This is a genomic window from Bradyrhizobium sp. NC92 (assembly GCF_025200865.1).
Classification (GTDB): domain Bacteria; phylum Pseudomonadota; class Alphaproteobacteria; order Rhizobiales; family Xanthobacteraceae; genus Bradyrhizobium.
This window is the reverse complement of the sequence record NZ_CP104171.1, coordinates 3,495,335-3,507,401: the sequence shown is the minus strand read 5'-3', so window position 1 is coordinate 3,507,401 and position 12,067 is coordinate 3,495,335. Positions and strand designations below refer to the sequence as shown.

Genomic DNA, 12,067 nt, shown 5'->3' with positions numbered 1-12,067 from the left:
CGCCCAAAAGGCTACTGCCTGCCGATATCGTCAGCCTTTTCGGCAGGCGCCGCCCCCTGCTCCCGGGCGGCCTCGTAATTCAACTCGATCATGACCCCGTTGGGGTCGTGGACGAAGATCTGCCAGAGATCGCCGCCGGGCACCTGGCGGGACTCGAACTTCATCCCCTTTGACGCCAGCCGCTGTTTCATGCCGTCAAAGCCGCGGCTGGCGAAGGCGACATGGTGGACAACGCCGGAATCCGGCTTTTGTGGCTCGGCGGTCGGAGAAATGTCGACGAGGTGCACCACCGGCCTGCCCTCGCTGTACATCCAGGCACCCGGGAAGGCGAAATTCGGCCGTGCGCCTTTTTCCAGGCCCAGCACGTCTTCGTAGAAGCGGACGGTCTCGGCCAGATTCCGGGTCCGGATGTTGAAATGATCGAGGACGCCCACGCTCACGCCGCCCATGCTCTCGCTCCCTTGTTTTGAAGTCCTTGGGGCCGCCAGCCTAGCACAGCAGGCCGCCAAACGAAGCCGTTGCCCTCTGGCCTCAAGGGTTTATGGTGCGCCTCCGATCCGCCCCGCCGCGGAACCCAGGCATCCCTCGCCTGGCAAGAACCGTAAACCCAAACTACGGACAAGGTACCACAATGGCTAAAGTCGCTTTCCTCGGTCTTGGCGTGATGGGCTTCCCCATGGCCGGACACCTCGTGAAAAAAGGGGGCCATGAGGTCACCGTCTATAACCGGACCGCGGCCAAGGCGAAGGAATGGGCGGACAAGTTCGGCGGCAAGACCGCACCGACGCCGAAGGCCGCCGCCGAGGGGCAGGATTTCGTGATGTGCTGCGTCGGCAACGACAACGATCTGCGCGCGGTCACGATCGGCCCCGACGGCGCGTTCGCCGGCATGAGGAAGGGTGCGACCTTCGTCGACCACACCACGGCCTCTGCCGAGGTCGCACGTGAGCTGGATGCGGCTGCCACCAAGGCCGGCTTCAAATTCGTCGACGCCCCCGTCTCCGGCGGCCAGGCCGGCGCCGAGAACGGTGTTCTGACGGTGATGTGCGGCGGCGCGGAGGATGCCTATTCCGGCGCCGAGCCGATCATCACGGGCGCCTATGCCCGGATGTGCAAGCTGCTCGGCCCCGCCGGAAGCGGTCAGCTGACCAAGATGGTCAACCAGATCTGCATCGCCGGTCTGGTGCAGGGTCTCTCCGAGGGCATCCATTTCGCCAAGAAGAGCGGCCTCGACGTCGCCGCCGTGATCGAGACCATCTCGAAAGGGGCTGCCCAGTCCTGGCAGATGGAAAATCGCTACAAGACGATGAACGAGGACAAGTATGATTTCGGCTTCGCCGTCGAATGGATGCGCAAGGACCTCTCGATCTCGCTGGCAGAAGCCCGCCGCAACGGCGCCAGCCTGCCCGTCACGGCGCTGGTCGATCAGTTCTATGCCGAGGTCGAGAAGATGGGCGGCAAGCGCTGGGATACGTCGAGCCTGCTCGCACGCCTTAATCGCTGATAGCTGACGACCTGAAACGACCTTGCTGATCGCGATCGCCGCCATCTTCGTCCTCGCCTATGCGGCGATCGCGCTCGAGCACCCGCTTCGCGTCAACAAGAGCGCTACGGCGCTGCTCGGCGCGGGGCTGCTGTGGACCATCTACGCGGTCGCAACCGGCGACCACGCGCTGGTCGGCCGCCAGCTCGACGAGTCCGTCGGCTCCACCGCGCAGATCGTCTTCTTCTTGATCTGCGCCATGACTATCGTCGAGGTGATCGACGCTCATGACGGCTTCGAGGTCATCACCTCTCTGATCCGCACCACGAGCCAGGTCACGCTGATCTGGCTGATCGGCTTCGTGACGTTCTTCCTCAGCGCGATTCTGGATAATCTGACGACCACGATCGTCATGATCTCGCTGATCCAGAAGCTGATCGCCCGCCGCGACGACCGTCTGCTGTTCGCCTCCCTCATCGTCATTGCCGCCAATGCCGGCGGCGCCTGGACCGTGATCGGCGACGTCACCACGACCATGTTGTGGATCGGCGGGCAGATCTCGCCGGTCAAGATCATGAGCGCGGTGTTCCTGCCCTCGCTGCTCAATCTGCTGGTGCCGCTCGTCTTCATCAGCTTCTCGCTCAGGGGCAAGAGCATCGCATCGCCGCCGAAAGATAACGGACTGCTCGCCGTCGGCCGGTTCGAGCGCAACCTGATGTTCTATCTCGGCCTCGGCACACTGATCGCGGTGCCGGCGTTCAAGGCGGTCACGCATCTGGCGCCCTTCATGGGCATCCTGTTTGGACTCGGCGTGCTCTGGCTGGTCGGCGAAATCGTGCATCGCCACAAGGAGGAACACGTGCGCAAGCCTCTTACGCTGGTGCACGCGCTGACTCGGATCGATATGAGCTCGGTCGTGTTCTTCGTCGGCATCCTGCTCGCGGTCGCCTGCCTCGAGCATGCCGGCCTGCTGTCGATGCTTGCGCGCTGGCTGGACACCGCGATCGGCCGCGAGGACGTGATCGTCGTCTTGCTCGGCCTGCTCAGCGCCGTCATCGACAACGTGCCGCTGGTCGCCGCGACCATGGGCATGTACGATCTCGCGCATTATCCCCCCGACAGCTTCATCTGGGAGTTCATCGCCTATTGCGCCGGCACCGGCGGCTCGATCCTGATCATCGGCTCCGCCGCAGGCGTTGCCGCCATGGGACTCGAGAAGATCGAGTTCTTCTGGTACGCCCGCCGCATTGCAGGCCCCGCACTCGTGGGCTATCTGACGGGAGCGATGGTCTACATCGCGCAGTACGCGGCGCTGCATTGAGCGGCACCGGCGGGATCCAAATTAACGCCGGGTTAACGTAATTCTTTAGCTCCTTAAGTCAGCTCTTAAGGATTTCTTGCCAGAGATAGACAATGCAGAAAGCCCGCGTCCGGCGCGGGCAGGAATCCGTGTTGCTTGATGAGTAACCCCGCTGAAAAGCCTGAGGTCGTGCAGCTTCCGGCCGAGCCGGTGAGCGTGCCATCGGCGAGCAGCCGAAGGGCTGCGGCGCAGCGGGTGCGCGAGGCGCGCGACAAGTTAACGTCGACCAGTGGAACCCGGCCGGCGTTCGACGCCGAGATGCTGCGGCAATACGCCCAGACCCGGCTGTCTGCCTCCTATGTCGTGATGCTGCTGGTGGTGGCGACCGGCGTACTGTTCGGGCTGTGGATGCAACCGATCCCGGCCGCGGCCTGGACCGCCGGCATGCTCTGCATCCATAGCGCCATGATCCGCAGTTGCCGGCGCTTCCTGACCGAGCCGGCCTCTCCGGCCGCGACGCGCGCATGGCGGACGCGCTTCGTCGTGCTCGACCTGCTCTATGGTCTGTGCTGGATGGCGATCCTGATCCATCCCGTGCTCGACATGGTCACGGAAACGCTGATGATGTTCCTGATGCTGCTGGTGATCGCAGTATCGAGCATGCTCGCGGCCAATCTGCCGATCGCAGCCCTTGCCGCCACGGCGCCGGTCGCGGTGGCGATGGCGCTGAGCTTCGTCACGACCGGCTCGCTGGACAATTACATCCTGGCAGCGCTGGCCCTCGCCGCCGAAGGCTATTTCGTCCTGCTGGCGCATCGCCTGCACTCCTCCACCTTCGCCACGCTGGAAGCGCGCGCGGAGAAGGACGCGCTGATCGGCGAGCTGGAGCAGGCCAAGGCAATCTCGGACGAAGCGCGCCATCGCGCCGAAGCCGCCAACGTCGCCAAGTCGCGCTTCCTTGCGCAGATGAGCCACGAGCTGCGTACACCCCTGAATGCCATTCTCGGCTTCTCCGAGGTGATGAAGAGCGAGATTTTCGGCGCGCATGGCGTGGCGGTCTACAAGGAATATTCCGCCGACATCCATAATTCCGGGGTGCACCTGCTCAACCTCATCAACGAGATCCTCGATCTGTCGCGGATCGAAGCCGGCCGCTACGAGCTCAACGAGGAAGCGGTGTCCCTGGTCGGCATCGTCGCCGACTGCCATCATCTGATGAAGCTGCGCGCCTCGAGCCGCGGCATCACCATCCACGAAGTGTTCGAGCAGGCCATGCCGCGGCTCTGGGCCGACGAGCGCGCGATCCGCCAGGTCGTGCTCAACCTGCTCTCCAACTCGATCAAGTTCACCCCGCAAGGCGGCGAGATCTGGCTCAAGGCCGGCTGGACCGCCTCCGGCGGACAATATCTCTCGGTAAGGGATTCCGGTTCCGGCATCCCTGAGGACGAGATCCCGGTCGTGCTCGCCTCGTTCGGCCAGGGTTCCAATTCGATCAAGTCGGCCGAACAGGGCGCCGGCCTCGGCCTGCCGATCGCCAAGAACCTGATTGACCTGCACGGCGGCACGTTCACGCTGAAATCGAAGCTGCGCATCGGCACCGAGGTGATCGTCACGTTCCCGCCGGAGCGCGTGATGAGTGCGCTGGCGCCGCTCTCGGACGATTCTCCGCCGCTCCAGCCGGAGAGCTCCGTTGTGCCGGACGAGAAGCGCCGGCCGCGCCACAAGCCGATCATGAGTGCTGGCACAGGCTCTTAACGAGATGCTTGCAGACATGCCCGACCATCCCTCACTATGTCCGTATGAGCAAAGAAACGCCGTGCGTCGCCGTCTGCATGATGGATCCCAAGACCAAGCTGTGCTTCGGCTGCGGCCGCACCTTGCCCGAGATCGCGCGCTGGCACGCCATGGAAAGCGCAGACCGGCTCGCGATCATGGCCCTCTTGCCGGAGCGCATGACGGAAGCTGGACTGGTGCCGCTCGCGGGATCTCCAAAACGCGTCTGATCCGCCTGCGTGCCCTTGGAGGCGCGCGATGATCCGCTTCCTGCTCGTCCTGATCATGCTCGCCGGCACGGCGGGTGCCGTCGTCGCCTATGGCGATCCTGACCAGATCGCGCGCGCCGGCCACAAGGTCTCGCACATTTTTCGCGCACAAGCCGCCGCCCCGGCGCCGGCCGTGCAGATCCCGCGCGGCCAGGGCGGTGAATTCACGCTGCGTGCGAAGATCAACGGCGTCACTGCACCGATGGTGATCGATACCGGAGCGACGTCGGTGGTGCTGACATGGGAAACCGCAAAGGCGATCGGGCTGCCGCTCGAGATGCTTGAATATGACGTCGACCTCGAGACAGCGGGCGGCCACACCAAGGCGGCCCGGCTCACGCTCGACCGTCTCTCCGTCGGCAAGCTGGTCGAGAAGTCGGTGCCGGCCCTCGTCGTGCAGCGCGGCCAGATGAAGACCAATCTGCTCGGCATGAGCTTCCTCGACCGCCTGGAAAGCTGGGGCGTGCGCGCCGACACGTTGATGCTGACCGGTTATCCGGAGCTGCAGGGCAACCACCGTCGCGCGCGTGCGGCGGTCGACTAGCTGACTTACGCCGCCTCAGCCGGCGCGCGGACACCAACACGCATGATCGCTTCGCGCAGCACGTCGAGACCTGCACCCGGCTTCACACCCTGCTCGGCCAGATGTCGGCGGAAGGCGCGCGCCCCGGGCACCGCGTGGAAGGCGCCGACGAAATGTCGCGTGATGGCGTGCAGCCGGGTGCCGTGCGCGAGTTGCTCCTCGATGTAGGGCATCATCGCCTCGAGCGCGTCCTGCATGGTCGCGTGCGGCGCCGGCCTGCCGAAGATCTCGGCATCGACCGCGAGCAGCCGCCACGGCTCCTGATAGGCGGCGCGGCCGAGCATCACGCCGTCGACATGGGCAAGATGCGCCTTTGCCTCGTCGATGCTCCGAACGCCGCCATTGATGATGACGGGCACATCGGGCATCGCGCGCTTGAGCCGGTAGACGCGATCATAGTCGAGCGGCGGGATATCGCGGTTCTCCTTCGGCGACAGGCCGTTGAGCCAGGCCTTGCGGGCGTGCACGATCAACGCATCGCAGCCTGCGGCGACCACCGCACGCGCCAGCGCATCGAGCGAGACCTCCGGATCCTGATCGTCGATGCCGATGCGACACTTCACCGTGACGGGAACGGCGACCACGCGCTTCATGGCGTCAACGCACCTCGCCACCAGTTCCGGCTCAGCCATGAGGCAGGCGCCGAAACGGCCATCCTTCACACGATCCGACGGGCAGCCGACATTGAGATTGATCTCGTCATAACCGAAGTCCTCGCCGATACGTGCCGCCAGCGCGAGCTCGCGCGGATCCGACCCGCCAAGCTGAAGCGCCACGAGGTGCTCGACCGCGTCGAACCCAAGCAACCGTTCCCGGTCGCCATGAATGATCGCGCCGGTCGTCAGCATCTCCGTGTAGAGCAATCCCCGCCGCGTCAGGTGACGGTGGAACACCCGGCAGTGCCGGTCGGTCCAATCCATCATCGGAGCCACAGAAAAGCGATAGTCTTGCGATTTCAATGATTTACCTTATGTTCTCAATGGGATGAACCCGGAACATGTGCACTCCAAACTAGTCGAAATTGCACACGTTTGTACCTGTTTTGACCTCTCAGTGCACACGTAGCGCACACGAATTGGGGAGTGCACACGGCCGTGGCCAGCTTCACTCAATTGCCTTCCGGGAACTGGCGCGTCCAGGTCCGCCGCAAGAACCGTTACGTGTCAGAGACCTTCCGCCGGCGCAAGGACGGCGAAGACTGGGCGCTCGACATGGAGCGCAATATCGACCGCAGTGGATCGCCGAAGCCCCGCGCCGCGGTCCAAGCCAAAACCTTCGGCGACATCATCGATCTGCACATCGAGGACATGCAGGAGGTCGGCCGCCCTCCCCGCCGCTCCAAGGCCGCAGTGTTAGAGGCACTAAAGGAAGCCTTGGGGACAGTAAAATTGCCCAAGCTCAATCGCGAGCGGCTTATCGAATTTGGCCGCCAGCGCGCGAAGGAAGGTGCCGGTCCAGCTACGTTGGCAATCGACTTCTCCTTTATCAGAACCGTCGCTACGCACGCTTCAGCCGTTCACGGCATTGAAATCTCGGCCGAAGAGGTTCGATTAGCGCGATACGCGATGAAGCATTTAGGCCTTGTGGGCAACTCGGAAGAGCGGGACCGACGCCCAACCGAAGATGAGCTCGGCGAGCTTATCGAGTACTTTGAGACCAATCCTCGACAGGTCATTCCGATGGGTCGGATCGTTCGGTATGCGGTCGCGACAACGATGCGACAGGAGGAAATATGCCGTCCAGGTTGGCCGGACGTAGATCTGAAAACGCGGGTACTCATCATCCGCGACCGCAAGGATCCGCGAGCTAAAGACGGCAACGATCAGAAAGTGCCGCTACTCAACCTAACGGGCTTCGATGCGTGGGAGATTTTGCTCCAACAGCGCATCATCACGAGAGGTTGGGGTCGCGTATTTCCGTACAACCACCGTTCAGTAAGCGCGGCGTTCACGCGGGCCTGCGACGAGCTGAAGATCGAAGATCTACATTTTCATGACCTGCGACACGAGGGCACTAGCCGTCTTTTTGAAGCAGGGCTCACAATTGAGAAGGTCGCGCTCGTGACCGGCCACAAGGATTGGCGCACGCTGCGGCGCTACACCAAGCTGAAGCCGGAAGAGCTCCACAAGCTACAAAAAGTGCCACAACCATCTTTGGAAGAGTTTATCCAAACGCTCGCGACAAACGAGCCTGCGACGGCAGCGGTCCGAAAACGGGACTAGAGATCAAGGACGCGAGTTACCCATCTTATAGTGCGCTCGGAGGGCGGTCGCATTTCCTGTAATTTCAACAGCAGAGGGTATTGAGTTTGGGTGCATTTCGCGCGCAAAAGTGCCTTTTTGCCAAAACCGCTCAAGAAGAGCCCTGCCCTACGCGAGGTCTGTTTGGCCGCGCCGCTCATAACCGGCTGGTTGCAGGTTCAAGTCCTGCCTGCTTGTACAGGAAATCGGTGTCCAGCCCGGACACATAGGTAACAGAACGTACCTGAGACATGGGTGACAACCTCGTGCCGAACGGGTGTCGAGGTTGCGGGGTCACTCCACGCACTCATGGCGCGGACCACTATTGCTCGGCCCGCACATTCGCCGTCAACCCCGCGCGCCAAGGGGCGCGCCCCTGCGGGCTTCGGGGGTTGACTGCTCAGTGCGGCCAAGCAAGTGGCTGCCATGCCAAGAATGAGCAAGAGTGCCTATCTCGGTCAGAGAGACGATGTCGTACCCGAGACATCGGTGACAGGCCTCGGACCAAACGGGTTGTCGAGGGGCTGCAAGGTCTTTTGCTCCAGGTCGAAGTATCCCAGGTCGTAGTGCATGAAGCTGACGAGCCAAATGCCGTCGTCGACTTCCTTGATACCGAGCTTCTGGCCGGCCAGCACGATGGAGATGTTGATTTTCTTGCGATGCAGGCAAAGGCGGCCGCAGGATGTGATGATGACGTCGCGATCGTGGAAGGGATAGGACAGTTCGGGCAGGCCATCGTAGTGGCGCGCTGAAGCGGTGTAGAGCTCGGCAGGGCACTTCATGTCGAGCGCCTCGTGGGGACGTTCCTCATTGAACTCGTGCAGGAAGCTGTCAAAGCGATCCTGCTGCTGGAGGCTGTTGAACCCAGGCGGTCTAGTCGCTTCCTTTTTGAGCGTGAGATGCATGCGCTCATGACGGCCGTTCTGTTGTGGATGGCCTGGCTTGATCCGCTCGATGGCAATGCCCAGCCGAAGCCACCACACCGACAGCTTGGAGAGATGGAACAAGGCGTTGGGGCTGGCAAAGGGCACGCCATTGTCGGAGCGGATGGCCAGCGGCAGACCGCGTTCGCGGAACAGCCGCTCGAAGGCGGTAATGGCAGGGTCTTCGCGCGTTGAGTCCAGCGCTTCACAGAGCAGCAGGAAGCGCGAGGCATGATCGCTGACGGTCAGTGGGTAACAGTACTGGCCATTGCCGAGCCTGAACTCGCCCTTGAAGTCGGCACACCACAGATCATTGGGAAGCGTGCCCTGCGACAGCGGCGTGCCGCGCGCGCGGTGGCGCGACCCGCCGCCGCGCTTGACTAGGCCATGGCGATCGAGCACCGCATGAATGGTGCTCTTGGCGGGAACCCTGACCTCGCCATCGAGCCGGCGCACCAGCAGTTCGCGGATCTTGCGGGCGCCCCAGTGCGGCTTCTCGCTCTTCAGCCGGACGATCAGGGTCTCGAGCTGCTGCGGGAGCTGGTTGGCATAGCGTATCGGCCGCCTGGAGCGGTCGCTCAACGCCTCCAGCCCGTGCTCCTTGTAGCGGTCGAAAATCTTGTAGCCGGTTTTGCGGGAGATGCCGAACTCCCGGCACACCTCGGTCATGGCTTCCCCATCTAGAAGCCGGGCGACAAATCGCAGGCGCTCTTCCATTACCGAACTCGCTTTCCACGGCATCCACACCTCCCGCAGAACAAAAGCGGAAAGTGTAACCCATGTGTCCGGTACGATTTGTCACCTATGTCTCGGGCCGCTCACGGAATGAGCTTCGGACGCTGGCGCCACCAGCTTCATGTTATCCTGGCATTGCAAAGAATGGCGCGCGGCGACAGCGTCAAGACAGTCGCCTTGGAGCTCGGATACGAGAACGCAAGCAGCTTCGTCAATATGTTTCGAAAGACCTTAGGCAAGCCTCCGGTTCGCTATCTGGCAGAACATCGCGAAACTGCAGTGAGCGGCATGACTGCATAGATGCCCCTACTCGTCCGAGGCGCCCTCCGCGCTCGTCGCCTTGGTTTCCCTTACTTCACGACCCTCATCATCTCATTGTGTAGTCGGTCGGCTACACAAGGGCCGCTGCCGTAAACCAGCAGTCTTCGAGATCGAGAGCCGTGGCCGCAGCGCCCGATACTTGGAGCTTTCGATCCGCAGCGCGATCGGCAGGGATGTACGACCTTCTGAGCAATGCGCTCGGTGACCTCGAGGAAAGCTCAAGGGGAAGACTAGGCCAGACCGCCAGTTCGATGGGCTGATTGTCGCCCTTCAACGACCGCCAACGCCGCTACCGGGGCTCTCCGTTCGGCGATCGGTCCCCTCGTGGCCAAGCAATCCTCGGCCGTCAGCATTTCCAAAGCGGGATCATTGAGACACGCGAGGTCACCTGCACGAACCGCCGACTTGTGCGCGCAACGGGCCGACCGTAGCGGAGGACCGATCGAAGCCGTTATGTCCTCGGCGAGGTGATGCGAGGGGGCCGGTCGAAACAAGAACACCGACGACCCTAACCGCCTTCCTGTTCTCCTCCAATTCGTCCGCGTTTAGTAAATAGCTGTCGAATTTGACTTAACCAGATTGAGTACTGCGACTATCCGCGGTGGCCTATCGATGCCGAAAACGCGTTCGCATGAGTCAGCAGGAGCTTGCTGAATCGCAGCTCGGTTTGACGATCAAAATCGCTTGCCGGACCTAGAAGGGTCAGCGCGCCTGCGAGCCTGCCTTCGCAGTCAATGATTGGGGACGACATGGCGGCATGGCCAATATTGAGCAGGCCCTCCGGCTTGGAATAGCCTCGCGCCTTTACGGCGTTTATAACCTCGGCCAGCTCGGCGGCAGTGAACTCCAGAACTTCGCAAGACGTACAGGCTTTTGACCGCTTGATCGAACGATGCTGCTCTAACCCGACCGAGTCCCGGTTCGGCGGAGGTCGGCGCGACCTGCTCGCCCGTTGGATCGCGCATGTGGCCCCCGTCCACACACGGTCTTGCTGAATGTCTGAAAATTCCCCCTAAATCGTGAGGCATCAGGTTTGACAGCTCCGCCGCGGCACCCACCGGAAACGGGTGCTGCTCCAATAAAGCCAGCAATCTAACCTGCGATCTTGATGAGCGCCCGCTCCATGGTCGCCAGGAAGAGGTCAACATGCTCGGCTTCGCAAACGAGCGGAGGGCGCACTTTAAGCGTATCTTCATTGGCCCCGGTCGTGCTGATAAGCACGCCGTCATCCCGCATTGCGTTGACCAGGTCCAAAGCGATGGCACGACGGCTTGACGCCGGGGTTCCCTCAGATCCTATGTCGACGCCAAAGAAGAGACCAGCGTTTCGGATCGCGCGAACTTCGTAACATTGCTTTGCGAGCTTCTCCAGTCCGGCGCGGAGGCGCTGGCTCATCGCAAGCGCCTTTTGCGGGATTTGGTCGCGCTGCAGGATCGTTAACACGGCGCTCGCTGTTGCTATTCCGACTGTGTTTCCAGCGAATGTGTTCGAGTAGCGGGAGGTGGCACCAAATTGGTCCATCCATGCTCTGCGACCAACGACGGCGCCAATCGGAAATCCATTGCCCATCGGCTTGCCGAGGGTAACAAGATCCGGAACGATCCCATGGCGCTCGAAGCCCCACATATGAGCGCCAGTTCGTCCGAAGCCTGGTTGAACTTCGTCGGCAATAACCAGACCACCAACCTCCTGCACCGCCGCAACTCCGCTCGCGATGAATCCAGGCGGATCTACCCATACGCCGTCGCTGGAAAAAATACTGTCGATGAGCAGGGCCGCAACGCCCATGCCACGACGGCTCAGATCCATCATGGCTGAACGAATCTGGGTCTCGAAAAGGTCCGCAGCCTGGGCTGCCGGCACGCCCGCTGGCCCAGGGAGGGATACCATGCGCACGAACGGGCTGAGCTCGACTGCGTCACCCAGGTTCGGGGAAACCGCGGCAGTCGCCGCGCTGGTGCCGTGATAGGCATAGCTGGATACGATCACGCCTTCGTTGCCGCTTGCACATCGCGCAATACGCAGGGCCAGATCGTTGGATTCACTCCCCGTGCAGGTAAAGACCACCCGGTCGAGCTCGTTTGGGAACGTGTCGACCAGCCGCTCGGCATAGTCGATAAGCTTTGGCTCGAGATAGCGCGTGTTGGCGCTTATTCGGCCCGCCTGCTCCGCCATGGCCGCGTTTACTTCCGGATGGCAGTGACCGAGACACGGTACGTTATTGTAGAAATCAAGGTAGGCCCGTCCGTCAGGATCGTAGAGCCACATGCCTTCACCGCGAACGAAGTGCACGGGCCGGCGGTACTGGAGCCGATAAGAAGCGCCGAGAACTTTGTCACGGCGACAAATCAGTTCGGATTCGCGCCTTGGAAGGTCGGATTCGCCGGGCCTGTAACGATTTGGCATGAGATCTGTGGACATGAGCTGCTGCCTCTTTGCA

At 62.2% G+C, this 12,067-nt stretch carries 11 protein-coding genes; 7 read left to right on the top strand and 4 right to left on the bottom strand.

The window, feature by feature from the left end; genetic code table 11:
- Window positions 1-11: 11 nt before the first annotated feature.
- Complete coding sequence (locus N2602_RS16150; protein ID WP_260383242.1) at window positions 12-449, bottom strand: VOC family protein; 438 nt, start codon at window positions 447-449, stop codon at window positions 12-14.
- 182 nt (window positions 450-631) lie between these two features.
- Here N2602_RS16150 and N2602_RS16145 point away from each other — a divergent pair, with 182 nt between their 5' ends.
- The 5 genes from N2602_RS16145 (at window position 632) to N2602_RS16125 (ending at window position 5,369) form a co-directional block, all read left to right on the top strand.
- Window positions 632-1,504, top strand: a complete 873-nt coding sequence (locus tag N2602_RS16145) for an NAD(P)-dependent oxidoreductase (protein WP_172788051.1) — start codon at window positions 632-634, stop codon at window positions 1,502-1,504.
- Between the two features lie 22 nt (window positions 1,505-1,526).
- Complete coding sequence (gene nhaD / locus N2602_RS16140; RefSeq protein WP_172788050.1) at window positions 1,527-2,804, top strand: sodium:proton antiporter NhaD; 1,278 nt, start codon at window positions 1,527-1,529, stop codon at window positions 2,802-2,804.
- Window positions 2,805-2,942: 138 nt separating this feature from the next.
- Window positions 2,943-4,538, top strand: a complete 1,596-nt coding sequence (locus N2602_RS16135; RefSeq protein WP_260383241.1) for a HAMP domain-containing sensor histidine kinase — start codon at window positions 2,943-2,945, stop codon at window positions 4,536-4,538.
- A 44-nt stretch (window positions 4,539-4,582) separates the two neighbouring features.
- Window positions 4,583-4,786 carry a DUF1289 domain-containing protein gene (locus N2602_RS16130; RefSeq protein WP_212257333.1) on the top strand — a complete coding sequence of 68 codons (204 nt, stop codon included), beginning with the start codon at window positions 4,583-4,585 and terminating at the stop codon, window positions 4,784-4,786.
- Between the two features lie 28 nt (window positions 4,787-4,814).
- Window positions 4,815-5,369 (top strand): TIGR02281 family clan AA aspartic protease, encoded by a 555-nt coding sequence (locus N2602_RS16125; RefSeq protein ID WP_260383240.1) that lies wholly within the window; start codon window positions 4,815-4,817, stop codon window positions 5,367-5,369.
- Window positions 5,370-5,374: 5 nt separating this feature from the next.
- Here the strand turns inward: N2602_RS16125 and dusA are convergent, their stop codons facing one another.
- Complete coding sequence (gene dusA, locus N2602_RS16120) at window positions 5,375-6,331, bottom strand: tRNA dihydrouridine(20/20a) synthase DusA (protein WP_260383239.1); 957 nt, start codon at window positions 6,329-6,331, stop codon at window positions 5,375-5,377.
- Between the two features lie 171 nt (window positions 6,332-6,502).
- Between dusA and N2602_RS16115 the strand changes: the two genes are divergently transcribed.
- Complete coding sequence (locus N2602_RS16115) at window positions 6,503-7,630, top strand: site-specific integrase (protein WP_260383238.1); 1,128 nt, start codon at window positions 6,503-6,505, stop codon at window positions 7,628-7,630.
- A 476-nt stretch (window positions 7,631-8,106) separates the two neighbouring features.
- Here the strand turns inward: N2602_RS16115 and N2602_RS16110 are convergent, their stop codons facing one another.
- Entirely contained in the window at window positions 8,107-9,312 is a 1,206-nt protein-coding gene (locus tag N2602_RS16110) for an IS481 family transposase (protein ID WP_260379387.1), read from the bottom strand.
- A gap of 84 nt (window positions 9,313-9,396) precedes the next feature.
- Here N2602_RS16110 and N2602_RS16105 point away from each other — a divergent pair, with 84 nt between their 5' ends.
- Entirely contained in the window at window positions 9,397-9,606 is a 210-nt protein-coding gene (locus N2602_RS16105) for a helix-turn-helix domain-containing protein (protein WP_409241906.1), read from the top strand.
- 1,113 nt (window positions 9,607-10,719) lie between these two features.
- Here N2602_RS16105 and N2602_RS16100 read toward each other — a convergent pair.
- Window positions 10,720-12,048 (bottom strand): aspartate aminotransferase family protein, encoded by a 1,329-nt coding sequence (locus tag N2602_RS16100; protein ID WP_260383237.1) that lies wholly within the window; start codon window positions 12,046-12,048, stop codon window positions 10,720-10,722.
- Window positions 12,049-12,067 lie beyond the last annotated feature (19 nt).

Bases quoted from the DNA above. Each gene is read 5' to 3' on its own strand.
- N2602_RS16110 (WP_260379387.1), bottom strand. From the start codon at position 9,312: ATGCCGTGGAAAGCGAGTTCGGTAATGGAAGAGCGCCTGCGATTTGTC.
- N2602_RS16135 (WP_260383241.1), top strand. From the start codon at position 2,943: ATGAGTAACCCCGCTGAAAAGCCTGAGGTCGTGCAGCTTCCGGCCGAG.
- N2602_RS16130 (WP_212257333.1), top strand. From the start codon at position 4,583: ATGAGCAAAGAAACGCCGTGCGTCGCCGTCTGCATGATGGATCCCAAG.
- N2602_RS16125 (WP_260383240.1), top strand. From the start codon at position 4,815: ATGATCCGCTTCCTGCTCGTCCTGATCATGCTCGCCGGCACGGCGGGT.
- N2602_RS16145 (WP_172788051.1), top strand. From the start codon at position 632: ATGGCTAAAGTCGCTTTCCTCGGTCTTGGCGTGATGGGCTTCCCCATG.
- N2602_RS16150 (WP_260383242.1), bottom strand. From the start codon at position 449: ATGGGCGGCGTGAGCGTGGGCGTCCTCGATCATTTCAACATCCGGACC.
- N2602_RS16105 (WP_409241906.1), top strand. From the start codon at position 9,397: ATGAGCTTCGGACGCTGGCGCCACCAGCTTCATGTTATCCTGGCATTG.
- N2602_RS16100 (WP_260383237.1), bottom strand. From the start codon at position 12,048: ATGTCCACAGATCTCATGCCAAATCGTTACAGGCCCGGCGAATCCGAC.
- dusA (WP_260383239.1), bottom strand. From the start codon at position 6,331: ATGATGGATTGGACCGACCGGCACTGCCGGGTGTTCCACCGTCACCTG.